The organism is Methanosarcina siciliae T4/M (genome assembly GCF_000970085.1).
GTDB lineage: Archaea > Halobacteriota > Methanosarcinia > Methanosarcinales > Methanosarcinaceae > Methanosarcina > Methanosarcina siciliae.
The window spans coordinates 417,134-443,658 of the sequence record NZ_CP009506.1 but is presented as its reverse complement, the minus strand read 5'-3'; the positions used below and the strand labels follow the sequence as shown (position 1 = coordinate 443,658).

General features: G+C 41.9%; 28 protein-coding genes and 1 pseudogene. 19 read left to right on the top strand and 10 right to left on the bottom strand.

Annotated features, from left to right (window positions below; genetic code table 11):
* Window positions 1-9: 9 nt before the first annotated feature.
* On the bottom strand, window positions 10-1,008 hold the full coding sequence (locus MSSIT_RS02020; protein WP_082088845.1) for a PHP domain-containing protein: 999 nt from the start codon (window positions 1,006-1,008) through the stop codon (window positions 10-12).
* 119 nt (window positions 1,009-1,127) lie between these two features.
* Between MSSIT_RS02020 and MSSIT_RS22750 the strand changes: the two genes are divergently transcribed.
* The 6 genes and pseudogenes from MSSIT_RS22750 (at window position 1,128) to MSSIT_RS02005 (ending at window position 6,160) form a co-directional block, all read left to right on the top strand.
* Window positions 1,128-1,304: a hypothetical protein gene (locus MSSIT_RS22750; protein WP_156158768.1), complete on the top strand. Its 177-nt coding sequence runs from the start codon at window positions 1,128-1,130 to the stop codon at window positions 1,302-1,304.
* A gap of 167 nt (window positions 1,305-1,471) precedes the next feature.
* The gene (locus tag MSSIT_RS23905; protein ID WP_197080325.1) at window positions 1,472-1,957 is read left to right on the top strand and encodes a hypothetical protein; all 486 of its coding nucleotides are present in this window, start codon (window positions 1,472-1,474) and stop codon (window positions 1,955-1,957) included.
* On the top strand, window positions 1,866-3,032 hold the full coding sequence (locus MSSIT_RS02015; protein WP_048169582.1) for a UDP-N-acetylglucosamine--N-acetylmuramyl-(pentapeptide) pyrophosphoryl-undecaprenol N-acetylglucosamine transferase: 1,167 nt from the start codon (window positions 1,866-1,868) through the stop codon (window positions 3,030-3,032). Before MSSIT_RS23905 ends, MSSIT_RS02015 begins: the two co-directional genes overlap by 92 nt.
* A 57-nt stretch (window positions 3,033-3,089) precedes the next feature.
* A pseudogene (locus MSSIT_RS22745) lies at window positions 3,090-3,209 on the top strand (UDP-N-acetylglucosamine--N-acetylmuramyl-(pentapeptide) pyrophosphoryl-undecaprenol N-acetylglucosamine transferase); the annotation flags it as partial.
* A gap of 175 nt (window positions 3,210-3,384) precedes the next feature.
* The gene (locus MSSIT_RS02010) at window positions 3,385-5,046 is read left to right on the top strand and encodes an IS1634 family transposase (RefSeq protein ID WP_048169579.1); all 1,662 of its coding nucleotides are present in this window, start codon (window positions 3,385-3,387) and stop codon (window positions 5,044-5,046) included.
* Entirely contained in the window at window positions 5,042-6,160 is a 1,119-nt protein-coding gene (locus MSSIT_RS02005) for a UDP-N-acetylglucosamine--N-acetylmuramyl-(pentapeptide) pyrophosphoryl-undecaprenol N-acetylglucosamine transferase (protein ID WP_394296907.1), read from the top strand. Before MSSIT_RS02010 ends, MSSIT_RS02005 begins: the two co-directional genes overlap by 5 nt.
* 81 nt (window positions 6,161-6,241) lie before the next feature.
* Here the strand turns inward: MSSIT_RS02005 and MSSIT_RS02000 are convergent, their stop codons facing one another.
* From MSSIT_RS02000 to msrB, 3 genes are all read right to left on the bottom strand, one after another.
* Window positions 6,242-6,898: an HAD family hydrolase gene (locus MSSIT_RS02000; protein ID WP_048169573.1), complete on the bottom strand. Its 657-nt coding sequence runs from the start codon at window positions 6,896-6,898 to the stop codon at window positions 6,242-6,244.
* 135 nt (window positions 6,899-7,033) lie between these two features.
* On the bottom strand, window positions 7,034-7,234 hold the full coding sequence (locus tag MSSIT_RS01995; RefSeq protein ID WP_231590353.1) for a hypothetical protein: 201 nt from the start codon (window positions 7,232-7,234) through the stop codon (window positions 7,034-7,036).
* Window positions 7,235-7,412: 178 nt separating this feature from the next.
* Complete coding sequence (gene msrB / locus MSSIT_RS01990) at window positions 7,413-7,835, bottom strand: peptide-methionine (R)-S-oxide reductase MsrB (RefSeq protein ID WP_048169570.1); 423 nt, start codon at window positions 7,833-7,835, stop codon at window positions 7,413-7,415.
* A 266-nt stretch (window positions 7,836-8,101) separates the two neighbouring features.
* Between msrB and MSSIT_RS01985 the strand changes: the two genes are divergently transcribed.
* Window positions 8,102-8,566 (top strand): hypothetical protein, encoded by a 465-nt coding sequence (locus tag MSSIT_RS01985; RefSeq protein ID WP_048169568.1) that lies wholly within the window; start codon window positions 8,102-8,104, stop codon window positions 8,564-8,566.
* A gap of 23 nt (window positions 8,567-8,589) precedes the next feature.
* On the opposite strand, the gene MSSIT_RS01980 is transcribed toward MSSIT_RS01985, so the two are convergent.
* Window positions 8,590-9,801: an ABC transporter permease gene (locus MSSIT_RS01980; RefSeq protein WP_048169567.1), complete on the bottom strand. Its 1,212-nt coding sequence runs from the start codon at window positions 9,799-9,801 to the stop codon at window positions 8,590-8,592.
* Between the two features lie 390 nt (window positions 9,802-10,191).
* Here MSSIT_RS01980 and MSSIT_RS23900 point away from each other — a divergent pair, with 390 nt between their 5' ends.
* The gene (locus MSSIT_RS23900; protein ID WP_197080324.1) at window positions 10,192-10,389 is read left to right on the top strand and encodes a hypothetical protein; all 198 of its coding nucleotides are present in this window, start codon (window positions 10,192-10,194) and stop codon (window positions 10,387-10,389) included.
* 131 nt (window positions 10,390-10,520) lie between these two features.
* On the opposite strand, the gene MSSIT_RS01970 is transcribed toward MSSIT_RS23900, so the two are convergent.
* From MSSIT_RS01970 to MSSIT_RS01955, 4 genes are all read right to left on the bottom strand, one after another.
* A complete protein-coding gene (locus tag MSSIT_RS01970) occupies window positions 10,521-11,072 on the bottom strand; it encodes a flavodoxin family protein (protein ID WP_048169563.1) in 552 nt (183 codons plus the stop codon).
* A gap of 120 nt (window positions 11,073-11,192) precedes the next feature.
* Window positions 11,193-11,822, bottom strand: a complete 630-nt coding sequence (locus tag MSSIT_RS01965) for a flavodoxin family protein (RefSeq protein WP_269430140.1) — start codon at window positions 11,820-11,822, stop codon at window positions 11,193-11,195.
* Window positions 11,823-11,983: 161 nt separating this feature from the next.
* Window positions 11,984-12,751: a hypothetical protein gene (locus tag MSSIT_RS01960; protein WP_048169561.1), complete on the bottom strand. Its 768-nt coding sequence runs from the start codon at window positions 12,749-12,751 to the stop codon at window positions 11,984-11,986.
* 609 nt (window positions 12,752-13,360) lie between these two features.
* Window positions 13,361-15,433 carry a DUF2341 domain-containing protein gene (locus MSSIT_RS01955; RefSeq protein WP_048169558.1) on the bottom strand — a complete coding sequence of 691 codons (2,073 nt, stop codon included), beginning with the start codon at window positions 15,431-15,433 and terminating at the stop codon, window positions 13,361-13,363.
* 319 nt (window positions 15,434-15,752) lie between these two features.
* Between MSSIT_RS01955 and MSSIT_RS01950 the strand changes: the two genes are divergently transcribed.
* Together MSSIT_RS01950 and MSSIT_RS01945 are read left to right on the top strand one after the other, a co-directional pair.
* Complete coding sequence (locus MSSIT_RS01950) at window positions 15,753-16,268, top strand: deoxyuridine 5'-triphosphate nucleotidohydrolase (protein ID WP_048169556.1); 516 nt, start codon at window positions 15,753-15,755, stop codon at window positions 16,266-16,268.
* Window positions 16,269-16,379: 111 nt separating this feature from the next.
* Window positions 16,380-17,183 carry a 2-amino-3,7-dideoxy-D-threo-hept-6-ulosonate synthase gene (locus tag MSSIT_RS01945; RefSeq protein WP_048169555.1) on the top strand — a complete coding sequence of 268 codons (804 nt, stop codon included), beginning with the start codon at window positions 16,380-16,382 and terminating at the stop codon, window positions 17,181-17,183.
* A gap of 943 nt (window positions 17,184-18,126) precedes the next feature.
* On the opposite strand, the gene MSSIT_RS01935 is transcribed toward MSSIT_RS01945, so the two are convergent.
* The gene (locus tag MSSIT_RS01935; RefSeq protein WP_048169551.1) at window positions 18,127-19,122 is read right to left on the bottom strand and encodes a radical SAM protein; all 996 of its coding nucleotides are present in this window, start codon (window positions 19,120-19,122) and stop codon (window positions 18,127-18,129) included.
* A gap of 263 nt (window positions 19,123-19,385) precedes the next feature.
* On the opposite strand from MSSIT_RS01935, the gene MSSIT_RS24440 reads away from it, so the two are divergent.
* From MSSIT_RS24440 to MSSIT_RS01900, 9 genes are all read left to right on the top strand, one after another.
* Complete coding sequence (locus MSSIT_RS24440) at window positions 19,386-19,664, top strand: hypothetical protein (protein WP_231590351.1); 279 nt, start codon at window positions 19,386-19,388, stop codon at window positions 19,662-19,664.
* Window positions 19,665-19,666: 2 nt separating this feature from the next.
* Entirely contained in the window at window positions 19,667-19,909 is a 243-nt protein-coding gene (locus MSSIT_RS01930) for a hypothetical protein (protein ID WP_231590343.1), read from the top strand.
* Between the two features lie 896 nt (window positions 19,910-20,805).
* Window positions 20,806-21,111: a hypothetical protein gene (locus tag MSSIT_RS01925; protein ID WP_048169549.1), complete on the top strand. Its 306-nt coding sequence runs from the start codon at window positions 20,806-20,808 to the stop codon at window positions 21,109-21,111.
* Window positions 21,112-21,462: 351 nt separating this feature from the next.
* Window positions 21,463-22,527, top strand: coding sequence for a CobW family GTP-binding protein (locus MSSIT_RS01920; RefSeq protein ID WP_048174432.1), 1,065 nt, complete (start codon window positions 21,463-21,465; stop codon window positions 22,525-22,527).
* Window positions 22,528-22,643: 116 nt separating this feature from the next.
* Window positions 22,644-22,952: a hypothetical protein gene (locus MSSIT_RS01915; protein WP_048169547.1), complete on the top strand. Its 309-nt coding sequence runs from the start codon at window positions 22,644-22,646 to the stop codon at window positions 22,950-22,952.
* 247 nt (window positions 22,953-23,199) lie between these two features.
* Window positions 23,200-23,382 carry an indolepyruvate ferredoxin oxidoreductase subunit alpha gene (locus MSSIT_RS01910; protein ID WP_048169545.1) on the top strand — a complete coding sequence of 61 codons (183 nt, stop codon included), beginning with the start codon at window positions 23,200-23,202 and terminating at the stop codon, window positions 23,380-23,382.
* A 94-nt stretch (window positions 23,383-23,476) separates the two neighbouring features.
* A complete protein-coding gene (gene asd / locus MSSIT_RS01905) occupies window positions 23,477-24,505 on the top strand; it encodes an aspartate-semialdehyde dehydrogenase (protein ID WP_048169543.1) in 1,029 nt (342 codons plus the stop codon).
* Window positions 24,506-24,740: 235 nt separating this feature from the next.
* On the top strand, window positions 24,741-25,004 hold the full coding sequence (locus MSSIT_RS21575; RefSeq protein ID WP_331456186.1) for a DUF1670 domain-containing protein: 264 nt from the start codon (window positions 24,741-24,743) through the stop codon (window positions 25,002-25,004).
* Window positions 25,005-25,555: 551 nt separating this feature from the next.
* Window positions 25,556-26,287, top strand: coding sequence for a hypothetical protein (locus tag MSSIT_RS01900; protein WP_048169541.1), 732 nt, complete (start codon window positions 25,556-25,558; stop codon window positions 26,285-26,287).
* Window positions 26,288-26,525: the final 238 nt, after the last annotated feature.

Below are 26,525 nucleotides of genomic sequence, written 5' to 3'. Positions count from 1 at the left end.
CCACTAATTTCATGCCGTCAAACTGACTACTTTTTCTATTCTGGAAACCAGAGGCTTTTCAGCCCTCATGTACATATAAGCAGGAAGTCCCGAGCGGGAAAAGTTCCGGAAAAATCTCATCGCAAGCCCGTTAATCCTGGGGAACTCCCTTATCTTTCCGTTTGCAAAGAAACCTATCAGCCTGTCAAAAGTCTTCACATTTGTGGTGAAACCCGCATCTTTCCCTGCATTCCGGTCCATGGAAAAGACCAGTTCGACCCAGGCATTCAGTTCTTTTGTAAGGTGCCGCCTGGCTCCCCCCTCAATTACCATATAGGACCTGCCGTTTTTGATGTTATCAAAATATTCTCTGAAAGAATCGCCCTTTGCGAGCGTATAGACGGCCCCCATGCCTCCTGTATGACTGTCCGTAGTGGCAGCAAGCCCTTTTCCGTATTTCCGGGCAAGTGCAGCCGTTATCAGGTTTTTTTCCGTTAAGTCCTGCATGTTGAATTCGACAACAGGAAACTGCTTTATGAGTTCAGGCACAGCCCGGAGGTTGGGCCTGTCTCCTATGGCAAACCAGAAGGGGTGATTATAAATATGCGGGAGGTCGTGAACCCTGAGGTAGCGGATAAAGCTTTTGAAGTCATGTTCCTGGTTTGCAATTACCTCAAGCTCTCGGAACTCTTCGGAATCGAGTTCAAAAACATTAACGTGAAGGGTATGCCCTATGTACTCAGGGTCTTTAATCGAAATCTCGACCCCCGGCACCAGCCCTTCCCTGTCCCAGCCAAGCAGGTCATATGCTTCGACAGTATCATGGTCGGTAAAGGTCACGTAATCAAGCCCTTTAGCTATTGCTTTTTCAAAAAGAACCGAAGGGTGCATTGCCTTTGCGGGAGGGACATCATAGGAACAGGATGAGTGCACGTGCAGATCCACCTTTTTCCATCCCTCCTGAAGCAGAGTTTCTGCAAGCTCAGAGCTTACAGTTGTTCTGGAATTGTTTCCGGTTTTTCCTCGCATAAATACGCACGACCATTTTATTCGGATATTTTTTCGGTGCGAAATATTCAAGAAATTCTTATCCAGTTAAAAGAAGGAGGGGGAAATATAAAGAGATTTCGCTAAAGAATATATTTTTTTTGATAATACATATATTAATTAAAAATAAATTGTTGATAAATAGATATAGGAAAGATCAGACAAAAAAAAGAAGAGGAACTGGGAGGGAAAAAAGGGAGAAAAAAAGATTAAGCCGAAAGAAACAGGGAGAGAAGAAGAGAATGATGAAGCTTGAAGGCACTATTTTTTTGTTTTGAATGAAAATATGAAAAATAAAAAGGTTAAAAGAAATTTAAAGTAAATAAAACCTTCTTTTTGTAAAAAACTTAATTTAAGGCCAGTATTTCTTACCTGATATATCCTAAAAATCGGAGGAATAGAAAAATAAAAAATATAGTTTTCAAAAAATAATAACATATCTAGAATGATATTACATAGAAAAAGAGAAAGTATATATATATGGAATGAATATCTACTAATTAGTAGCGTGGGATCAAAAAAGAACAACCGGAATATACGAACAGATCAAAAAGCATACGAACAGACCAAAAAGCATGCCATCAGTAAGGAGCTAATAAAAATCTTCTTCCCATGTTACTTCCTTTTAAATGAATTTTGCCTCAAATTTCTTCTTTATATTTTTTTAGATATGCAAACCTTTTTTGAAGCTACTATTTTTGAAGTTACTATTTTTGAAGCTACTATTTTTGAAGCTACTATTTTTGAGATAATTACAACTCTGCAACTCTGCAGGCAAGAGTTAAACTCAAGAAAGATATTTAGTGTTACAGTTTACTGCGAGGAAGGGAGACAGAAGTGTGAAAATCTTGCTGTTTATATGTGGAGAAGGGCTCGGGCACACAAGCCGCTGCCTTGCGCTGGGAAAAGAACTTCTGGCTGCGGAGCATGAGGTGCACTTCGGAGCTTATGGTTACTCGAAGGAACTTGTGGAAAAAACAGGCTATTCGGCATGGGAGATCCGGCCGGAAATAAGGCTGAGAGGTGAGACCGGAACCTTTGAAATCGGAAAGTCCGTCAAAGAAACCCTGAGAAACCTTTCTCCTGCAGGATTCAGGAAGCTTCTTAAGCTGATCGAAGCCCTTGACCCTGACGTTGTCCTTTCGGACGGGTACTACTCAGGTGTCCTTGCGGCAAGGTCAAGAAAAGTCCCTGTTTACTTTATAGGGCACCAGTTCAATATGGAAGAGTTTTTTCAGAAAAGGGGACCTCTTTTAGATGCGGCAGGAAAGCTTGTCAGAAAGTTTTACAATTACATCTTCAGCAGCGTTGACGGGATAATAGTCCCTGACTACCCGCTCCCTTATTCCGTAAATCGTAGAAATTTCACAATCTCAAGAGCGCTCAATGAGAATATCTTTTTCAGTGGTCCCCTTATCCGGAGCAGGTACGGGGAAGTCGAGGCAAAAACTCTCCGGCATCCGAATGTCCTCTCAACAATAGGAGCCTTCGGGTACAGGGCAGCTATTTTTCGGAAGGTCCTTGAGGCTGCAAAACTCGACCCTGACATCCACTATACTTTTATTGCAGGCCCAGAGATAGTCCCCAAACAGTTTCCTGAAATCCCTGAAAACGTTGAATTTACGGGATTTACGGATAACCCCTTTCCTTATTACAGAGGCTCGGACCTGGTAATTACTGCCGGAGGGCACGGCACTATTATGGAAAGCCTTGCCTTCGGGCTTCCCGTGCTTTCCTTCCCGGACGAAAAGCATACGGAGCAGGAAAATAATGCCACCGTGCTCGAAGAAGCAGGATACGGGAAACGGATGAGTTACCTTACGCACCCGGAAGTTATCCTTGCCTGTATCCGGGAAGTCCTGGAAGATGAAAATTACAGGAGAAAAACCCGAAGGCTGATGGAACTTGCCGAAGTGCTGGACGGACCTGCAGCTGTCAGGAAACTTCTTGAAGAGAAGTTTGGAGAAAGGCCTGCAGGGGAAGAAAACTCAAAGGAAGAAACCTGAAGTCCGGGAGAAAAAGCAAATAGAAATAAACACATCCTGAAAAACGAGGGATAAAGGATGAAAATAATGATTTTTATATGCGGAGAAGGGCTTGGCCACACCAGCCGCTGCCTTGCGCTGGGAAAAGAACTTCTGGCTGCGGGGCATGAGATCAAATTCGGGGCTTACGGCTATTCAAACTGAAGTTTCAAAGAAACGCGATTTTAACCTCAATTTTCTCTAAAAAACAATATCAGCTGACCTTTTGCAAATTTTTTATTTGTAGATCCTAAGTCTTAAATTCACTTTAAAAAGTCTATTGATATTGTTTATTTCAAAAAGTTATTTATATAGGTAGATCATAATCAATACTATGGTATTTTTAAGAAAGAAACTCGTCAATGGGAAACCTTACTGGTATATAGTAGAATCTGCCAGAGTTGATGGAAAGGTAAAAACCATTTTTCAGGTTTATCTGGGTAGCGCAGAAAAAATACTTGAGATGAAAAGGCAATGTGAATCATTGCCCTATGATAAACTTAGATCCTTTGATTACGGCAAGCTTGCCGCACTTCTTCATGTGAATGAAGAACTTGGATTCATTGACATAGTTAACAAGCATACTGACAAAAAATTAATAGATGGATTGAGTGTTGGAGAATACCTCTTACTTGATGTAATCGGAAAAAGTCACGGCGTTTTAAGTGAAAACGGGATTGAAGAGTGGTTCAAAAAATCCCCTTTAGCTTTCATGTGGAAATTCCCGCACAAGTTAAATTGTCAGAATTTTCTGAACCAAATGAATTATGTCGACTTGGATACTATGAAAAAGATTGAAGACGATCTTTGCAGAGTTCTTGTAGGAAAGGGATTTACTCCATCAATAATGTTTGTGGATGAATCAAACTGGTTTACGTATGCTAACAATTATGATGACGAGAGCGAACTGCTTCATAAAGGATATAACAAAAAGCATAGGAAAGACAAAAATCAAATATGTGTTTCGCTAGCTGTAAACGAGGATAACATACCTTTTATTCATGAAACATATCCTGGAAATGTTCATGACTCTGAAGAATTTTCAGGCATAGTAGATAAAATCATAAACAGACTGACTGAATTAAATATCTGTTCTGAAGATCTTGTTCTTGTTTTCGATAAGGGTAACAACTCAAAAGATAACATTGAAAAGGTAACCTCAAAAATGAGTTTTGTAGGATCTGTAAAAACAAATCAAGCCGAGGAGCTTCTCGATGTTCCGCTTTCCAAATATGAGTGTTTATACAAGAATTCGAAAGGTAACAAAATTTTTGGATACAGAACAAAACACCAGTTTTACGGAGCAGAATATACGACCGTAATAACCTACAACGAAGGAACTTACAAGCTTCAAAAGAGCACTTATGAAACAAACAAATCAAGAATAATTGATAGTTTGGAGGATCTCCAGAGAAGATTAGAAAGCAGTAAAGGAAAAGAAAGAAACAGGAGCAGCGTAGAACGTGAGGTTGCAGGAATTATTCTGAAAAAATACAATAGCGTTATAAAATATGAAATAATTGATGCTCTGGAAGGGAAGAAAAAACCTCAGTTAAAGTTCTGGATTGATGAAGAAAACGAAAAAAAGTGCGAAAAGACGTTTGGGAAGAACGTCCTATTTACGGATAAGCAAAAGTGGCAAACTAAAAAGATAGTGAAAACATATAACAGTAAGAATCTTGTTGAAGATGATTTTAAACTGTTGAATGATCACTTACTTGTTCCTGTAGGACCAGTATATCATCACAAGGATGAAAACATTAGAGTTCATGTGTTTTTGGCTATGGTTGGCCTACTTTTCTACAGATACCTGGCATGGGAGACCAAAATGTACGGTTTCTCTTTGAAAAAGCTCATTGAAAAACTGTCTGAGATCAAGATTGCGGTAGTTCAGGAAAAAGAGTCCAAAAAAAGCAAAATTATTGTGGAAGAAATGGACACAAAACAAGCATCGTTATTTTCTTTTCTAAACATGGAAAAATACCTGCCATATTAACAAAATCGTTATTGGCAGGATTATTCTTTTATTAGGCATACACAAACAAAGCCAGAGGATAACGGAAAATCACTCATCTTTGAAAGGTGAGTCAAAAGACCTGATCGAAAAGACAGGGTATACGACTCAGGAAATCCCCTCGGAAATAAAACTGGTCGGAAAGGCAGGGGGGCTAGATTTGACAGGGTCGATCGAAGCAACCCTCAAAAGTGCCCAGCTTCTCGGAGGCCCGAAGGTCCTCAAACTGCTCAGGGACTTCAAACCGGATGTGGTGGTTTCGGACAGTTACTACCTGGGGACTCTTGCCGCAATGGTCCTTAAACTTCCCGTATATCTGATAATTAACCAGTCGAATATGGAAGAATTTTTCAAGAACAGGGGAGTCCCTGTTCGGATAATTGGGAAGCTGACAAAGAAGTTCTACAAAGAAGTCTTTGAAAAAACCGATAAAATAATTATTCCTGACTATCCCCTGCCCTACACAGTTTGCAGAAAAAATCTGAATTTTACCCCCGGGCTCCGGGAAAAGCTGTTTTACAGCGGCCCTCTTGTAAGGGAGAAATATGAAGATATAGACAGCATCCCTCTGGAAAAACCTCATGTTGTATCCCTGGTAGGAGGCTTCGGGTACAGGGAACCGATATTCAGAAAAGTGCTCACAACTGCCATGTTCGACCCGGGAATTAACTATACGCTCATTTCAGGCCCTTCCCTTGCCCCCTCAAAACTCGGGAAAATCCCGAAAAACGTTCAAATTCTCAGCTTTGTTGAAGATACCTATCCTTACATCAAGAGTTCGGATGCCGTAATAGCTCCCGGCGGGCACAGCACAATTATGGAGGCTTTAAGCTTAGGGGTTCCCATCCTTTCATTTCCGGACGAGGGACACAGCGAACAGGAGAGTAATGCTGCAGTGGTGGAGGAGGAGGGCTATGGAAGAAGGCTAAGTTACTCAACTCCTCCCGAGGTCATTCTTGAATGTATAAGGGAAGTCCTTGAAGATGAGGCATATAGAAACAAAGTAGAGAGACTTCAGCGTCTTTCCGGGGAACTGGACGGGCCAAAAGCGATAAGAAAACTACTGGAAAAAGAAATAGGGAAAAAAGCCTCCTGAAAACTTTCCTGAAAAAGATGATTCCCGGGAAATAAAGACCGGATTCTCAGAAAAGAAGAGCCCCATTCGGGACGAGACTCATCAGGTGTGAGACTCCCCGGGTATGAGGCTTTTCAGGTAATCAAGCAGTACAGCATGGTTTTCGAACACAATGTCAGCATGCTTCACCTTTTCAGGGGAAAGCATACTTGCAACCGCTACACAGTAAAGCCCGGCTCTTTTGGCGGCAGTAATTCCAAGAGGGGCATTTTCAACTACAATGCACTCATTCGTTGCCAGATCGAGTTTTTCAAGCGCCTTAAGGTACGGGTCAGGACAGGGTTTTCCGCGCTCAAGGTCGCCCCCGGTGACAATGACCTCAAAGCAGTCCGGGAAGAAAGAATTTGCAAATGTACTGACGATATCAAAGTTCGACCCCGAAACCATTGCAAGCCTGAAATGTCGTTTTAATTGATTGAGACACGAAGGCATGCCTTCAAAGGGTTTTATGCGGTCAAACTCGAGAACTTCACGTTTTTTTACAGGCAACTGCTCATAGTGCCAGGGTTCAGGCTCTTTTCCTGCCTTCTCAAAGACCAATTTGATCAGCCCTAAATTATTTGAACCCTCAAGCTCGTAAATGTCTTCCCTGCTGACGGTAACACCCACTTCTTCGAGAGTCTTAACCCAGGCCTCAGCCTGAAAACGCATGGAGTCGACAAGGACCCCGTCCACATCAAAAATGATTGCTTTTAACATCTGTGCAGGAGATTGTTATGCTTCTTAATAAATATTGTGAGAAATCCAAGCTTGTCCAAGTTTCTATATAGATAATCAGTATAAACATAGTAAGATAAACGTGCCCGGATTGAAACATTGGTATGTCGCTCTTTTTCATCCGGGTTTTCGCCCCAGATATTTATCGTAGAGATAGCCCCCCAGCCAGAATCCAAGGAAAGCAAAGATAAGAGTCCCCGGGGCGTAAATAGGGTAACCAGGACTTTTAAAGCGGAATACCAGGTTGAAAAAAACAAGGTAAAAAAACAAAAAAACTAAAAACCCACCAATTTCGACCTGCCTTTTCGTCAGATTCAAACTTACCAGGACCCCCTTTAACCGGATCGAAAACTAATTCGAAATTCCAGTTCCCTGCGTATAATCCGGATTTTACTCAATTTTTTCTCTTAGTATTTCTATTACTTCTTTTCTTACTATTCCTCTTACTGTTTCCATCGCTGCTCTTTTCTTCCTATTTCGCCTATTACCCCATCTATTACTCCTCTTCCTTTCCTGCTTCTTCTTCCATCTTGAAACCGAGAGAAACGGAATTGATGCAGTAACGTTTGCCGGATGGGGAAGGCCCGTCTTCAAAAACATGCCCGAGATGGCTTCCGCAGCGGGAACAGATCACTTCGACCCTGTTCATGAAATAGCTGTTGTCTTCCTTAAGCCTGACTTTGTCACTGGAAATAACATCATAGAAACTTGGCCAGCCGGTTCCGGATTCGAATTTGGTATCGGACGAAAAAAGCTCCTGCCCACAGGCAGCACAGGTATAGACCCCTTTTTCTTTATTGTAGTATAGGTTGCCGGAAAAGGGCTTTTCCGTGCCTTTCTGCCTCAAAACATGATATTGCTCAGGAGTGAGAACCTTTTTCCACTCCTCTTCGGACTTCTCGATTTTGTTCTGTGCCAGTTACAAACCCCCTTTATGCACATAACTCAATTATGCCGTAAAAGACTATCACCCTTCAGGCCAGGAAAAAAGCCTGGCTTTTCCTGCAGGAAGGACATTGTGTACTATTAGAGATTATTAGATTATTATATGCCAAAGAGATTATTAGATTATTATATGCCAAAGAGATTATTAGATTATTATATGCCGAAGAAATATAAAGAATAGTGTAATGCCTATTCAACCGAACTGAATTGCAGGAATAAAAACTCGTGAGTCGGGGGGCCATGGAGGAAAACCGGGGGAAAAGAAAAGACCATAGCATAATAGTAGCAGCCCTTTTATTTTTTCTTCTTGTGTTTATGTTTGCCCTTGTAGTTTCCATGAATATTTCCCTGGGAAAATTTACTCTTCCATTTTATCTTATTGTCTCAGGAACGTATATCTTTGCTACTTCCCTGGAAACCGAGGGAGATACTGGAGAGTGGATTGCTTCTTTCGGCTGGACGCTTAACATGTTAGGCCTGATCCTCTTCTACCAGTACAGAACAGGAGACGTGGAAAGCTGGGCTTACGTCTGGCCTCTTATATTCCCTACAGGACCCGGCCTGGGGAAACTGATTTATGGAGCAGTGAAAGCCAGAAGTGACCCTTTTGAACGGGGGAAAGTCCTTATCCAGATCGGACTTGGGCTTTTTGTTCTTTCCCTGATAGTTTTCAAGCTCCTTTTTCAATTACTCGATATCAGGTAAAAGAATTTGAAAGGAAAGGAATCTTATTCGTATCTGAGTGAGTCCACAGGCTTCATTTTTGCAGCTTTTCTTGCGGGATAGACCCCGGAGACGAACCCGACAACAACAGCAACAACAAATCCGGCGACTATCAGGCTTAACGGAAAGACCACAGGCAGGTTGAGAAGGCTTTCCACGCTGTATGCGCCTGCAATTCCGACAGCTCCTCCGAGAATGCCCCCGAAGACTCCAAGCAGGATTGACTCGACCATGAAAAGAAAAAGGATGTCAAACCCTGTGAAGCCGAGGGATTTGAGCACTCCTATCTCCCTTGTCCTTTCGGTAACGCTTACGAGCATGATGTTCATAATGCCGATGGACCCTACAAGAAGGGAAATCAGGGCAACTGCTGTCAGAAAAGAACTGAGGGCTGCTGCCATCATATCGGTCTGCTCTAAAATCTCAGCCTGGTTAACGAGCATGTAAGGCCGGGAATCCTTGTCGTCAAGCTCCCTTTCGGAAATCCCGAAGCTCCGGGCAAGCCGCCGGTCAACCTCATCCGAAGTCTCCTGGATTGCTGCAGGGTCTTCAGCCATTGCAAAAACCCCTCCATAGTCCTTTTCACCAAGAATCTCGTTCATGACATCAATGGGGATCAGGATGGCTTCGTTATCGTTGTATGCCTGGACCATGGTATTTTCCGGGTTCCTGATTATCCCCTTGACTTTGAAGGTTTTTGTGATTTTTTCGTCTTCTCCTATCCTGAAGGTTATATCTATGGAGTTACGGACCGAAAGGTTCCTGCCGAACTTCTCGTTTGCAATGTCATGCCCGATAATTGCAACATACCCGTCGTTGTCATTGATAAAAGTGCCTTTCCCCAGACTGGTATTTGCAACCTCGTCATAAGCTTCTCCTACCCCGCTTACCATGATGCTTTTGGTCTCGGACATGTATGTGACTTCGGCAGTCTGAGACTTCAAAGGCGAAACCCCGGAAATCCCCGGCGTATTTTCCATAATCTTCAGCTGGTTATCATAGAAGAGCTTTGGCTGCATCCCCTGAATGTAAATGAAATTTGAGCCGAGGTTCGAGACCTCATTTGTAAAGTGCTGGTTGAAGCTTGCCCCGAGGGACACATTGGCAATTACAGCCGCAACTCCGATAACGATTCCAAGCACGGTAAGGGTTGAACGCATCTTTGCACTTTTAATGCTCCCAAGAGCGATTTTTCCTGCACTTAAAAGAGGGATCATGAATGGGGGCTCCGTTTTATATCATTTTTCGGGGGGAAGGATAAAATTGAGACGAGGGTCAAACTGAGGTCCTTAAACTTTATTTAAATGAATATATCAGACATATAAATCCTGCTAATTAAGAGGACATTAGTCCGGAATGAAAAAAGAGCTATAAAAAGGGAGAAAGAGATAAATATACCCTTTTAAATCCGCCCCGAAACTTCCTCCGACTATCCTGCCATAAGCAAAGTAAACGACTCTGTCTTCGGGCAGCCGGCTGAAGGAAAACTCGTTGAAAACTTCAGGAAAAACTCCAAATTTGTCCCTGAACTTTCGCTTTCCCCGGTGGCAGTCCGGCCTGAGTTCCGGAAACGGGGGATTGGAGGCACACTAATAAGAGAAGGACTCGTGGCTTGCCTGCTCCCAGGATACGATTCGGTAGTCATAGTCCTCGGGCATCCTGAGTATTACCCGAAGTTCGGGTTTGAACCGGCGGTAAAATGGAGAATAAAAAAACCCTTAGGCGCGCCGGCTGACGCGTTCATGGTGCTAGAGTTAAGGAAAGGAGATCTTAAAAGGTGCAGGCGGGATTGCGGAGTCTCCTGAAGAGTTCAATAACCTGTGAAGAATAACGTGTAAAGATAAATTCAAAAAAATTGGGGATGGGAAATTGAGTTCCCACAGAAAAAACTCCCCCAGCAAAAAATGATTTAACTGGTTTATCGGTTTTTACGGTTTTAAAGGCTTTTTCCGATTTCTTTTGCTTGTTCAAGGATATCCGGCTGTTGAAGAATATCTTCAGGAGCGTGAGTGTTGGCCGCGACTATACTGCCCCGGACATCGAGGTGGATGAAAGAGAAGAGCCCTTCCATATAATCAAAGTACTGTTTGAAGGTATTCGGATCGGGGTTGCCCTGAGTATAGGCGAGGACGAATTTCTTGGACCCTTTGAGCCGGGTGGAAAAATCCGGATTAATGAAGGCGATCAGACGGTCTATAAAGAGTTTTGTCTGGGCAGTGACTTCCCACATGTAAAGAGGAGAGCCGAGTACGACAGCATCAGCTTCCTGGATTTCATCATAAAGCTGCTGCATGTCATCATCGATTACACATTTACCATCGATCTTGCAGGTCATGCAGCCTTTACAGGGGTTGAGGTCCAGTCTGGAAAGATTATAGACCTTTGTTTCAGCGCCGTTTTCTGCGGCTCCTTCAAGAATTGCATTTACAAGCTTTGTGGTATTTCCATCTACTCTGGGGCTTCCGATTAATCCTAAAACTTTCGTCAAAAATCTTCCTCCGAAAAAGAAAATGAAAAGTAATAAAGTAGATTGGCTAACCGAGGTATAAAATATTCCCTCAGAAAATTTGAAGTAAACCGGTCTTTATTGAAAAAAATGTAAAAAAATTTAAAGTGAAGGAGTCCGGCTTAATTCGATCCTGTTATACTCCAGACCTGGAAGGTTCGAAACCGAGATTAATCTCCCGAGATCCTTTGCATTCTCCAGCAACCTGGGCCTGAATGCAACTTCAAGTTTATCCGTACCTGCTGCAATGAGTGTATCAAGAACATCAAAGCCCAGATAATAGAGAAGGCCTGCTGTATATTCAAAATACGGTTTAAAGGCATCCCTGTCCTGAATCCCCTGAGAGAAGACAAGGATTAGTTTTTTATGTTCAAGCCTGCTCGAAAAATTTGGCCTTAAGAAAGCTGTCATGCGGTCAAGAAGGAGTTTTGTCTGGGCTGTCACCTGCCACATATACACAGGAGAACCGAGTACAATAACATCGGCTGTCTGGATTTCACGATAAAGTTCCTGCATATCATCATTTATAACGCAGCAGCCTTGTTCCTGGCACCTGCCGCAGGCATCACAACCTTTGATGTCAAGAGAAGCAATGTTATAAACTACGGTTTCTGCCCCCTTTTCCGCAGCTCCCTCGAGAACTGCATTCACAAGTCTTGAAGTATTACCATCGATTTTAGGACTACCCACCAATCCGAGAACTTTAATGTTAGAACCCCCATTAGATTTCAAATAAGTTGTCAAGCGTTTTTGAGCACAAAGATATAAACGACTGATCAGAATAAAAAAGTTTCTCTTGTTTGAAAAAATACATAAGTTTGTATAGAAAGCTTAAAATAAAAAAATAAAAAAGAGAAAAAGAGAATTCCGCATAGTTTAACCGGTTATCCCGATTACTTTTTAATTACATAGAACGCCCCAAGAAGCGCTGTAATAAAAAGCAACCCTGTAAAAAATGTTGAATAACCTGATTCTTCGGTACTTTCGGTTTCTCCCTCACCTGCTTGAGAAACAGGATCGGACATACCAACAGAACTTTCAGTTACTCCTTCTGCAGAACTGGTTTCCTGAGAGTCTCCTTCTTCTGTGGAATCATCTTCCGTGGAATTATATTCTGCGGAATCGTCTTCTTCGGAACCATTTTCTCCGGAATCCACATAGTCAGAATTTTTCACAATTTTAACTTCCCCTACCGAATCGCCGCTACCACTTGAACTCGTACTGCTCGAACTCGTATCGCTATCCTCAGAGGAAGCTGCAACTTCAAGATCAATTTCAGAGATCGACCCGGCAGTTTTGTTTACAGCTTCAATTTCAGAGACAGGGATCTTAAAACTGGAATTATTTTCATTGACATAGAGTTCCACATCCCCGAGATTAGTGTAGTTCTCGGAAGTGAGATTCAGGTTCAGGCTGTATTTGCCCTCTTCTCCGACAGTGCTTTTTGCAATCAGCTCTCCGTCATAATATGCCAGAATCTCGGAGCCCTCAGAAACAGGTTCTCCATCCACATTTAGCCCTCCACACAGGATGAGCGGCAGGTCAGGCACATCTTCAATCGAATCATTTTCTTCGGATAAGGCAGTCCCACATAAAACTGCAAACACTAATAATATCATCAGGCTTAAAGTAAGCACTCCGAATTTTCGGTACTTAATCAAACTACTTCCCCCAACTCCATTTTAGTTAATATAAAACTCAAACCACTATCCGGATTTTCCCTGCACCATACAGACTCCGACTGCATGACCTTCAGGTCTTTCGTCAGAAAGGGTTTTTATTCAGGTTTTTATCCCCTTTTGCTCAGGCAGGACTACCCCCGACAAAACTTCCAGATGTCCGGCTTGAAAATATTTCCTGCCCAGAAATGTAATAGGGCAAGAGTTATTGAAATATAATATTATTAGATATTATAAATAGCAGTATTTTGAAAAATAATAATTAATTAATAATAATAATAACATGCTCAGTCTGTATGTTCCTATCAACCGAAATTGAATCCGGACATTTGGAATACTGTTCAGTATTCCACATACAGGTTCAAGCTGCAGATAAACGAAACAATGAAACCCCATGCAGTAATGTAAATAAAAGAGGGGACAATGAGAGAAAAGAAATAAAGACAATAAAAAGCAGAAACAGAACAAGATAGATAAAAAAAGAAGAAGGAGAAAAAAGAGAAAAAAGAGAAAGCTTCCCTTTACTCTTTTCTCACTATTATATTCGCCTTTTGTTCTGTTTTCTTAATCGATCTTTTATTCCGATTTTGCTCAATTTTTCCTCATTTTAAGGAGAGCAAATGCTCCAAGCCCCGCAAACAAAACAGAAAGTGTTTCGAATCCTGGCAGTGCCGACTTTTCTTCATCGGGTTCGGCTTTCACAGGCAGGGCTTTATATGTATCATAACTGGAAATTGAAACTCCCATAAAAGCCGAATCGTTGGTATAGTATTCCGCAAGGGTAGCAAAAAGGTTCTGTATCGAATATTTGTCCTCAAAGCCCTCATCTACGGAAATTTCAATTATTCCTTTTGAGTTCACACCTCTGATTTCTCCCATCTCGAGTGCAACAGCATCAACAATATCCGATTCGGAGGTGAGGTTATTCTCACGGCCATAAGCCCTGACAACGAAGAAATCTACCAGAGGAGCTATTTCTTCAACGTTTGATGCATCATAACCGGGAGGAAGACTTGCTGAAATGGACACTTTGTCTCCGGCTTTATCTCCTGCAGCCTCAAAAAGGGGTACATAGTCCATACAGCCCTCTTCAGAATTATTGAAAGTTTTCATGTAGATGTTGATCCCATCAAAAGGTGCAAGCGACTTTTCGTTATAGTCAAGGATAGCACCCAGGGAAGCCAGAGAGCTGTTCATGGCACCTGCTTCCGTGCAGTCGATCTCTTCAAAAAGCACTGCATGCACGGTCATTCCTTCCTCGTGAGCCATCTTAACAAAACGCTCGTACTGCCAGGCATCTCCCCCGTTCATGCTCAGGAAGATGGTATCGATTCTGGAGGAGTCAAAATCTTTTGAAAGCGCAGAGAAATCGAACCTGTATGGGGAAGAAAGTTTAATGCCCGAAACATCGACACTGTATCTTGGGAACAGGGTTTCGGGAGTCGTAGTTGCGTTTTCACTCTGGTTATCCTCCATCTGTACCGGGATTTCAGAAGACTCTTCAGAAACCGGCACCTCAGAAACAGGAGTCCCGTTCTCGGTGGAATTTTCAGAGCCCGAAATAGTCTCATTCTCGGCAGAAGTTTCAGATCCCGAAATAGTTTCTTCCGGGGTTTCGTCTTCAACCTGGGCCGAAGCGAATGCGACAGTTGGTTCGGGGCCCACGAATTTACGGACAAAAGCATAGTCTACAGCCATATATCCGGTGTTCTTCGAGGCATCGGAGTAAGAAGCTGCATAAAGATAAACATGCATCGGGATGTTCGTAACATACTCGTTTGAAGTATAGTCCATCTTTGTATCCCGAACCCCATCCTTAAACCAGGCAATGCTGCGATTGTCGTTTTCTTCGTACCAGGCAATTTCCGAGGTGTACCATTCCCCTTCGGGCACGCGGACATTTGTAAGATCAAAAGAGTTGTACCTTTCCTTTCTGTTAGAAGTCTCCCAACGCACACGAGTTTCATTGGCAAACTCGGTTTCGTGCTGGATTTCGTTTTTCTTGCTGCTAATCTGATCTATGAAACCCTGCCTCAGCAGAGGGCCCCTCTCATCCTTTCCTGTGGTAACCTTCATTCTTTTGACCACGAACATGGAATTTATGTCAAAGCTGGCTTTGCTGTAGATCATGGAGGAATCATAAGCATGAACCTTGGGGGCTGAAACATTACATATGCCATTTTTGACTTCAACAATACCTCCCCCGGCACTTTCGGATCTCCACAAAAAGCTCTGGAGTTTATCTCCCTCAAAGCCATCAAAAAAATCAAAGGTATCTTCTCCGCTGCTAACTGCCGTGGCTTCCGAATCCCCGCACTTCATAAGCAGCGTAATGTTGCCGTTTGCAAGCAGGAAGGGAATCCTGACCCAGATAAGAGCCTTTTCGGCCTCCGGGTCCCAGGTTTCAATCCAGTAATTGAGACTTCGGCTTCCGGAAGAAAAACGAAGGTCAGAACCATCTTCGTTTGCCTGCGAGAAATTAAAGTTAGAAGAGTTCAAATAAATGGGAACCTGATAGCCCGTTAGATTTTTTCCGGAGTTCTCAGTAATTGTGATCTCCCGGGAACAGACATCTGTATCATTCGTTGAAGCCAGAGCAAAGCCTGTGATCAAAACCAGGAAAAAAATAGAAACAATCCCATACGTGAGCAGTCTCTTTTTCATTTTTAGCAGCCTCTTATTAAGCCCTTATATCAAACACGATAAAGAATACTATCCAGATATTATCAAGACATTTTATCAAGACATTTTATCAAGACATTTTATCAAGACATTTTATCAAGACATTTTATCAAGACATCAGCAAGACCATATAACAGATACTGTGCATTTATCTCTAATTAACCCAAAAACAATAAACCTTTTCATAAATACTTGTACAGAATAATAATTAAAATAATAATATCAGTCTATATAAAAATTGAGTTCGAGAGAAAAGAAAGTCCGAAATGATAATAAAGAATCTTTACAATTACAGTTTCCAATGACTCTCCTATCCAGCAATGAACTAAGAAAACTTGTACAAGCAATCCCCCCTCTGCTTGAAAATGCAGTTGATATCGAAACCCAGATCCAGCCAAACGGGCTTGAACTTACCCTGAAAGAGATAAAAACAATAGAGGGTGTCGGAGCTGTCGACTTTGACAACTCTGAAAGAAAGGTTCCCGATGCAAAGCCTCTCGAGTTCGGGGGCGACGACTGGATCCATCTTCCCAAAGGGATATATAAAGTTATATTCAATGAGGTCGTCAATATTCCCATGAACCTGGCTGCAATTGCAAAACCCAGGTCAAGCCTCATTCGCTGCGGGGCAACCCTTGAAACCGCGGTATGGGATGCCGGGTACGGGGGGCGAAGCGAATCCATGCTTGTAGTTTACAACTCCGCAGGCTTCAGGCTGAAGAAAAACGCCAGGATCATGCAGCTCCTTTTCTATACCCTCAACAGCGAAGTAGAAGAAGGTTATTCCGGAATATACCAGAACGAAAATACAAAATGATTTTCGGGATTGAACTCCGGGAAAGAGGACAGTGTTTAGAAGACCGGAGAAGGGGTCTGTCGAAAATATATAGATAAAGTATATATCATCTGATTTGTATATCACAGCCTTATGAGTACTATAGGGAAATCCGTAAGGATTGAGCGTATTTTCAACAGGAATACAGGTAATGCCATTATCATTCCCATGGACCATGGAGTCGGGGCCGGTCCAATTTCAGGGCTTACAAACCTTCAGGAAGCTGTAAATAAGGTTGCAGAGGGTGGGGCCAATGCCGTTCTCGGGCACATGGGGCTTGCCAAACACGGGCACAGGGGATACGGGCACGATGTGGGCCTCATAATCCACCTCTCAGCTTCAACCTCCCTTGCTCTTGACCCGAACCACAAAGTGCTTGTAACGACTGTGGAAGAAGCCATGAAAGTCGGGGCTGATGCTGTCTCGGTCCACATAAACATAGGGGCTGAAGACGAATTTGAAATGCTGCAGGGGCTTGGATATGTTGCAGGAAAATGCGATGAATGGGGAATTCCTCTCCTTGCAATGATGTATCCCCGCGGAAAGAAGGTTCGTTCCGAATACGACGTTGATGTAGTAAAACATGCAGCCAGAATCGGGGCTGAGCTCGGAGCAGATATCGTAAAAACAAACTACACCGGAAGCCCGGAAACTTTCAAGGAGGTTATCAGCGGATGCCCTGTACCTGTGATTATTGCAGGCGGGCCCAAGATGGGCTCGGAAAAGGAACTGCTGGAAATGATCGAAGGTTCTCTTGAAGCAGGTGGAAGGGGTGTCGCAATCGGAAGAAACGTTTTCCAGGCAGAAGACCCCACAGGCCTTGTGCGGAGAATTGCAAAGATCGTCCACGAAGGCATGACCACAGAAGAAGTGATAAAACTGGGCAGCAATGTCTGACATCTGGGTGTTTAAGGTAAGCAAGAGAATTTATTAAAAGAAAATTTGAAATTAATTAACTTTAATAAAGTCCGAATTTCAGATCGGGTAGAACGGGAAATTTACCATTCAGGAATTACCCCGACACTTGTTAGAGACATCTACGAAACCCCCTTCCAGGAGATAGCCGGAATTGTATTGACCTCATCAAAAACTTCAATATAAATAGATCGATGCGAGAATTTCAACAATATAAACTTTTTCCAGTATAGGTTTTCTTCCCATTGAAAGTTTACCAGACCAGAAATCTGTTATTGTATACACCGGAAAAAGAGTATTTGTTTACCTGTGGATTCCACTGGAAATAAAGGGGTAGAAAATTACTGTCCGAATGGTAGAATATGAGGCGGGGGTCTTTCAGAGAAGGACGCAAATAAGATCCGGATAAGCTGAAGAAAAAGGAAGGGAAAAGAGTGTTTTTAGGAATCATGAATCTCCGCGAGAGAGTTGATGCGGGCAAAAATCCATGAAAGTCTAAAACAACAGCAGAGTGAAGAAAAAAGTTCCCTCTCTGAAAACAGGAAAAATGGAAGGAATCAAGGAAATATATAGAAAGAAGATGAAAAAATATAGAACAGAAGAAAATGAAGGTTATAAAAAAAATTAGTCTGCAAACATCTCCAGTGGAAATTGTGGGGTGCCCGTTAGAGGAGAGAAAAAATTGAGGAGCTCCATAAAGAATTTTGAAACCCCGTAAAAAGATAAACCTGTAAAAGGTAAAAGAGATCCCTCAAATAGTAAAAATTAAAAACCCGGGTCAGGAACTTAGAGAGAATCACCGCCCCTGCCCGGAATGCCTTCTATGGAATCATACATGGATCAAACTTAATAATTCGAAACCATACCTGAATGAAGACTTATACCTTAATGAAGACTTATACCTGAATGAAGACTTATACCTGAATCAGAAGTCTACAAAAGGTACAAGGTCACAACCCGTGCATTTCAGGCACATCGTCGTCGCAAGTCCGGGATCAAGCCCGTATTTCTTCAGGATTTCAGCCTCCATTTTTGCAAGTTTCAAAAGGCGTTCGGGAGAAGGGCGTTTGGTAAAACAGTCTCCGGACCTGAGAGGATGAGGGTTTACCGGGCGCAAGATGGGGATTACTCCTATCTTTGCAAGGGTCTCGATTCCTTCCCGGACAGTGTCGTCGTTTTCCCCAAGCCCGATGATGAAGTTGCTGAAGACCCTGTTTTTTCCGAAAATTTCTACAGCCTCTTTGAGCCGGTCCAGAATATAATCAAGGGAAAGGTCTCCACAGACTTTCCGGAAAATCTCTCTGTCCATGGTTTCAACATTGTACTTGACTTCGGCAACTCCGGCATCATAAAATTTGTGGGAACAGCCTTCGGTCGGATAAACCGAAACTCCTATTGGGACATTGTATTTTTTGAGAGCAGGAAGCAGCTCAAGCACGCGTTCAACTTCCCCTTCAATCGATGTTTCGACTCCGGAAGTAAGAGAGATAGCTTTGAGGGTCCCTGCCTTCATGACCTCGTGAACTATGCTCAGGACTTCCTCTTTACTTTTGACATGCCCCTGAAGTTTGGGCACAGGGCAGTATTTGCAGTCAAAGACGCACCTCTCGCAGAGCGTGATGAACGCCTGCTCAGGGCAGTGGGCAGGAGCAGGTTCAAGTTTTCCCCTTATCAGTTCTTTTCCTTCATGTAAAAGCGCAACTGTTCCGTCCTCTCCTGCAGCTTCGATGGAAAGCGAGGAGTTTTTATTTACACTGAGCCGGACTCTCTTTTTCCCTGACCTGAAAAAGACGGAGCTGGTACCTGCTCCAGGACCTGCAGTAGAACCTCGCGCCCTTGGAATAAGCGAAGGGTCCACGGAAACGGAACCTATAGAGATCAGAAAAGCTTTTATTTCCGGAGTGATTTTCATGCCTTGCATTCGGATATTCCTCAAAAAATTATTTTTTCCTGTAGTTCCGGCCTGTTTTTCATCTCCACCAGATAGTATATAAATTATTCTGAAAATATAATTTAAACAGTCTGGAGACAGCTTCGAAATAAGGAAGACTTTTTTCGTTGGGTATTAATTTAGGATATCCGGCCCGAAAAAAAGCCTTTTTTCCCGGGAAAAGTCAAAGTAAGCACATATAAATAAAATAAATGCTATTTAAATTTTGAAGTTAATCTAGGAGGAGGAGATTTATGTTTAAGAAGTGGTTTCCAGTACTGGTAATACTCATATGTGCCATTTTTGCTGTTTCTTCGGGGTGCAGTGACAACAGCGAAGAAGACACAAATGTTCCGGAAGAATCAATTGAAGACGTAAACGAAGAAGAGGTTTCTGCAGAAGAAGAGGCTTCTACAGAAGACACCGAAAATGAAGAAAACGTTGAAGTGGAAATGGTTAGCGGAGACACCAGCGACTGGTGTGCTGTAGGATCTTCCTGGAAGTCAACAAACCCCAGACAGGCGAGGAAGTAACAATGGAAATAGTAGGGACCGAAACTGTTGATGGGGTCCTGATGTGCAAAGCCGTTTATGAGACTAACGTTGAAGATGAAGACGTCTCCAGCATTGAATATTTATGGTCCGAAGACGGAGCAACCTATTTCTGGACTGCTTATGACGCTTCGGGAGACATAATATCCGAAATGAGCATGAAAGACGGCAAAATGACAATCGTAGATGAAGAAGGCCATGTAATGGAATATTCCCAGGGACAATAAAAAAATAAAGACTCTGCAGTTCTGCTGGATTTTTCCAGCATATTCTGTTTTTCTTAAAACTCCGGACTTTATTCATACTTATTCTGAACTCTATTCCGCAATTGGTTCTAATAATCGAGATTATAGAAACATTTTTATATATATTCAATATCCCAAAAAAAATGAGAACTTGCACTTTTGCACATCAAGAATTTGAATTACAAACCAAATATTATAATCCATTTTCAAAGCTTTTTTTCAGGAAAGAAAACGTCGGCTTTATCTCAGGACATATTTAAATCCCGATGAGAATATGGAAAAGAAGAGAGCATTTGATACTGATTTATCCCGAGACTTGGAAGAGATATAAAGATTTTGTAATGTTAGACCAGTGAATTAAAGTTAGATTAATGTAATAATGACATGGGATTGGAATAACATTATGTGTTACATATAATTACAAAAGTGTTATATACATGAAGTGCATAGTATAACTTGCGTTCTCATCCCTTCAACACCCCACACTAGTACAAGATCCACTCCGCAAGTAAAGGGATAAAGAAGAAATGAAAAACTCGCAACCCGTGAGTCCAGTACCTCAATATCTCTTCCCAGACAAATAAAGCATCATTTAAAGCCGTTCGGAACTTCCAGGTTTTTGGATGGGAACGCAAAATTATTTTATTATAAATACTATTTTTTTGATTTGTATCCACGCCCTTAGCGTTGCTTGAGCCTTCATGCGTAAAGTGGAAAGCGAAATGAAAACATCTCGGAAGGTAACTATTGCCCCAACAAAGATTACACGAACCTCCTTTAAAAGATTCAGATCCTTAACCGGGAAAACAAAATCAAAATAATTATATATTTACCCTCCCGAATTTCAAAGGAAATTATTACGGCGCAGGAAGGCATTAATGATGGAAGAAATTGATGAAATTGACCTTTTTCTGGACTCGCAGACAAAAAACGAAAAAGAACTGATGCAGGAAAAATGTGAAAAAACCTACAATGCAGCATCCAACCAGAACCGTAGAGATATAATGAGAACGGTTTGTTTTCTAGGGAAAAGGAAAAACGAGCTTCTTAAAGAAACAGGTCTTGATGAAGCTGCTTTAAAGTTCCACACTGAAATTCTGATAAGTGCTGATTTTCTCATTCTGGACGAAAAAGGCGTTTACAGGCTGACCGAACTCGGGCTGAAGGTGCTTCCCAGACTGTGAAAAGTTTGCAGCCCGAATGAAAATTAGCGCGGGTTCATTTTGAATATTTACCGGTTTTATCTGTTTCAAGAAAGAGCTCTGTTCAGGTTCCCTTCTCAGATCTGGAAAAAACGGAATCGTTCCCTGATATGGCGACCCCGGGAAGATGATCAAACAGCAGGCAAGAGAAGGGAAAACTTCTTAAAGGAAAGAGCCACGACCCGTCCACCCGGATAGAAGGCTTTACCAATTTTATATATATGAGAAAATATATTATACTTCTTGGCCCTAAATGAAATATTCTTGCACAGAACATGTATATACAGAATCTTTTTTCAGAATAATTTTCAGGATAAAAAAGGACAGAAAAACATGAAAGTCATGATTATAGGAGGTTTTCTCGGAAGCGGGAAAACAACCGCAATTCAGAAAATAAGCAGGCAGCTCAGTAATGCCGGAAAACGGACTGCTATTATCGTAAATGAAATCGGAGAAATAGGGCTTGACGGAGACACCCTAAAAAGCCCTGATATCAAAACTGAAGAATTGACAAGTGGCTGCATATGCTGCACCTTAAAAATCAGTATGCAGTACACTCTTCAGACCCTTGAAGAAGAATTCAGACCCGAGATTGTGATTCTCGAACCGACCGGGATTGCTTTTCCAGGGCAGATAAGAGAAGAAATCGAAATGATGGGCCTCTCCGAACTGTCCTTTGCCCCGGTTGTGACCATAGTAGACCCGGGGCGTTTCGGCACCGAAGCAAAAGAAATCCCCAGGTTTATTGAGACCCAGGTAAGAGAAGCCGAAATCCTCGGAATAAACAAGGTGGACATAGCCCCTGCGGAAATAGTCATGGCAACAGAACAGATGCTTACAGAGCTGAACCCTGAAGCTAAAATCCTGAAGTTTTCGGCAAAACTGGGAGATGAACCGTTCGAAAACCTGCTCGCCCACCTTGCAGTACCCGGGACTGCAAAAACTCCTCAGGAGAAGCAAAATTCCATTGAAATTTCGGAAGTCTCGGCTCACTCGGTGCTCTATACCCTCAAGGCCTCCAGCCTTAGCCCTGAAAAAGGCAGGCTTCTTATTGAAGAAAGCCTTCAAACCATAAGGGACAGGATAAAGGAAATGAACCCCGAATTTATAGGGCATGTCAAACTTTCCCTGAAACTCCCGGGCTCCATGATAAAAGGTAGTGTGACTTCCTCGGAAGAGGCGCCGCAGGTGGAATTTATTTCCCGCAAAAATGAAAAGCTAGAACTCAGGCTGCTTTCCGCAATTACAAAGGTTCCGAAAGACAGGCTAAGAGGAATAGTGGAAAGTACACTTGAAGCAAAGCTGGACGAATCGGACACATCCTTTGAGAAAAAAGAACTGCACCACGGCAAACCTACGAAAATCGAAAGGCTCATGAAAAAGAAAGTTTCGTTTTAATTCCAGATATTTTAAGAAATCCGGTTCCAATCAACGAAAAAATAAAAAACAACTATATTCAGTATCAAAAACTAAAACAAACTGATAAATTAAAGGATAAGAATTGGAGTTTCAATATGCAAGACGAAATTGACGAAATTGATGCTTATTTCGCCTCAAAGGGAGAAGTGACTGAAGCCGAAGCCGTCAAGCTGGATCACATGATGATGGAAAAGGTTTCTATAAACCCTGCAAGAAGGAAACTTCTCAGGATAGTCGGCATCTTTGGGAAAAACGAGGAACAGCTAAAAAAAGAGTCAGAGTTAACCGATTTTTTATACAAATTCCATATGGATTTCCTGTTAAAAGAAGGACTCCTCAAATTTGAAGAAGGAATGTACCGGCTTACAGATTCCGGAATTATATTGCATGATTCCGTATGTTAAAAAAAGATTTTCTCATATTTTTTATTATTTATTATTTTTATGTACTCTCAAAAACATAAATTTTGGAAGCGTGAGCCTTAGCTCCTTTCGATTCCTGAGAATGCTTTTTGCTAAAAAGCGATAAGTTTTTATGTTTATCTGAGTAATGGCGTTATGATCAATTTTTCGATATTCTATGGAAGTTTCAAAAACGCCCCGATATAATTTCCTGGTACATATCGAGCAAATTAAAGGAGTGTGAAAAAATATGCCAGCAATAGTTAATGCAGATGAATGTTCTGGATGTGGAACCTGTGTCGATGAATGTCCCTCTGAAGCAATCACCCTCGATGAAGAAAAGGGAATTGCAGTTGTCGACCAGGACGAATGTGTAGAGTGCGGCGCATGTGAAGAAGCATGCCCGAACGAAGCAATTAAGGTAGAAGAGTAAAAACAGAAATCAGTGTGGAATAATTATTTATTCCATTTTTTTCTTTTTCCTTTTTATCAAATCATTTCTTATCTCTCCGGAGGCAATTTTTTAGATGGCAGCAGTTAAAGCGGGTATTTTAGGCGCCACAGGCGCTGTAGGGCAGCGATTTGTAGAAGCACTTGCAAACCATCCCTGGTTTGAGATTACAGCCCTTGCAGCGTCCGAAAGAAGCGCTGGCAAAACGTATAGAGAAGCGGCAGGATGGAGGCTGGATACAGCCATGCCGGAAAGTGTCGAAAACATAGAGGTTGTTCCTGTTGACCCTAAAGCCGTTGATGCGGATGTGGTCTTTTCGGCTCTTCCTGCAGACCTTGCCCTTACAGTGGAACCCGAGTTTGCAAAAGCCGGGTTTGCAGTTGCAAGCAATGCATCTTCCTACAGGATGGAAAAAGACATTCCCCTGGTGATTCCGGAAGTAAATCCCGGACACCTGGGGCTCCTTGAGGTCCAGCAGGACATAAGGGGCTGGGACGGATACATTATTACTAACCCTAACTGCTCCACAATCGTCATGACCATTACCTTAAAGCCCCTCATGCAGTTCGGGCTTGAAACCGTACAGGTCGCCACAATGCAGGCGATATCCGGAGCAGGTTTCTCCGGCGTTGCAGCCATGGCAATCTATGATAACGTAATCCCCTATATCGGGAGCGAAGAAAAGAAGATGGAAACCGAAACCTTAAAGCTCCTCGGGGAATTTAACGGCTCGGAAATCGTACCCGCAGACATGAAAGTAAGTGCTTCCTGCCACAGGGTCCCTGTAATCGACGGGCACACGGAAGCCATCTGGGCAGGCATGAGGGATAAACCCACCCCTGAAGAGGTAAGAGAATCCTTCCTCAAATTTGACCCGAAGCTCGGAGAACTCCCCTCAGAACCAGGGAAAGCCCTTATAGTCCGGGACGAAGTCGACAGGCCCCAGCCACGCCTTGACCGCAATATGGGAAAAGGTATGAGCGTTTCGGTGGGCAGGATCAGAGAAGGAATCCGTTACATCGCAATGGGGCACAACACAATCCGCGGGGCTGCAGGGGCAAGCGTCCTGAATGCGGAACTCCTGCACTCGATGGGCAAGCTCTGAGAGCTTTAAAAACTCTCAATTCCCTTTTTCATCCCCTATTTTAAAATACTTCCATCTGACCAATCATTTATCTACTCTTGCCACCAAAACGATATTGATGGCACTAATGGTCATAGAAATTCCCAAAGAATACGTTTCAACTTTTAATTGTAAATTACAGACGCAACTTTACAATGAGATCATGCATGACTACTCTTTTCCTCGTGCTGTCTGCTGATCACGATCTGAGCTTTTCATTTTTTATCCGGACCTGTACTTTGGCAACCAGCGTAAGGAAGCTCAGATTATCTTTCAGGGAGTTTCCAAAGAAGTTCCTCCAGGCATACCAGTAGAAGAAATGAATCCGGTTCCTGTCAATATCACCCACTATGATCCTGATGACTGTGCTGTCAAGGATCAGAAGGAGTTGCCGGATAAGAGAATTGTGCGCATAAGTAATGAAGCACTTAATCAGGGCGCTCTACTCACCCAGGCCCGTGAGTTCAATCTGAGGAATTAATTGCTGTATGTCATTCCTGTCCTAAAAAACGTCATTAACAACAATGATTTCTGATTGGTGATCGACTGTAATTTGAGCATTATACGAGGATTCAGCTTTTCCTTTCTTGTTTTTCATGTAGCGTGAATCTTTGTCTGTTAAACTGATTTTTTGTCTTATCTGTTTGAAACTCTCCTTTTGTTTCTTCAATATTCTAATCTCGGATATTCTGTCCTTCTTGCTTTTATTTACCTGCTTTATATATCTTGCAACAACAGATTTTACTCTGTTTTTCCACTGTTATTGAGATAGTATTGATAGTTTTGTAATGAGTTTGATAACAGGTAGAACTCTATACAGATTCTTTAAAAAAAATGTAATGAAGCAGAGCGACATTTTACTCAAGCCATTTTTTAACTGTGTGATTATGAATCGTAAAATGTAATTTTATTTTATAATAGTAAATTATATTTAACTAAACATGTTGTATTTTTTGTTAGTATTAAATAGTATGAGAAATATTATACTATACACAGAAATTTTATGCAAATTTTACAAAATGATGAATATACATGAAGAATGATTCAAGGAATGGAATTGTGGCATTACTGCTTACATTACTACTGGTTAGTGGTGCAAGCATTGGGAATGCAAGTGAAAACTCAAGCAATATGTCAGATGCTTTCGTACATCCGGGAATTGGAATGGATTGTGCGAAAACAGGGTATTACAAAGAAGCTTACCTTGATTCCTATGGAATTCTACCAGAATTCAAAAGCGAAGAGGAAAAAAAGGAATTTTATAGAAAAGTGAAGCAGGTAAAGTCGAGTGTATCTAATGATTTGGACAAGAAACTTGCTGAAATCGAGATCCATACCAATAATACAGGTCCTGGAATGGATTTGGTTTTGATAGAAAAAACTGCAAAAGAACATAATATCGATGTTTCAGACAATCTTGCCAAATATTTTATCGAGGATCAAATTAATAGTTGGGGAGTTAATAAAGAGGGCTACATTGGCATCGGCCTGAATGTTGAAAATACTGATCAACAGACAAGGGATGAAATATATCTCATTTATTATAAGAAAGGAATAGAAATGGGTATTGAAAACATCCCTGTGGTTTTTGAGAATTTTGGTACGATTGAATATTACTCGGAAACAGATGAAGAAAATACAGGTATAAAAATCCCCGTGCAAGAAAACGATGATCTCTCCGTTAACAGGGCATCGGGTGCAGGCATTCTTCTTGCTATTTCCGTAACAATTCTGGCTTTTCTTGTTGGCAGGAGAAAAATGTAAAAGATGTAATCACTAATCAATATAGACTACAAACCGATAATAATTCTGATTCTTGTTTCCCTGCTCCTTGTGAATCCCGTACTTTCTGGCAGCGTGCCAAAAGTTCTGTAAAATTATAAATTTTAGAGAGTTTTTGAATAACAAATTTCGTATTGGTAGAGAGATTTCCCACACAGTATACAAAAAATAGACTTTGAATTTACATAAAATTCGGGAAACTGCCATGTTTTTGGATACA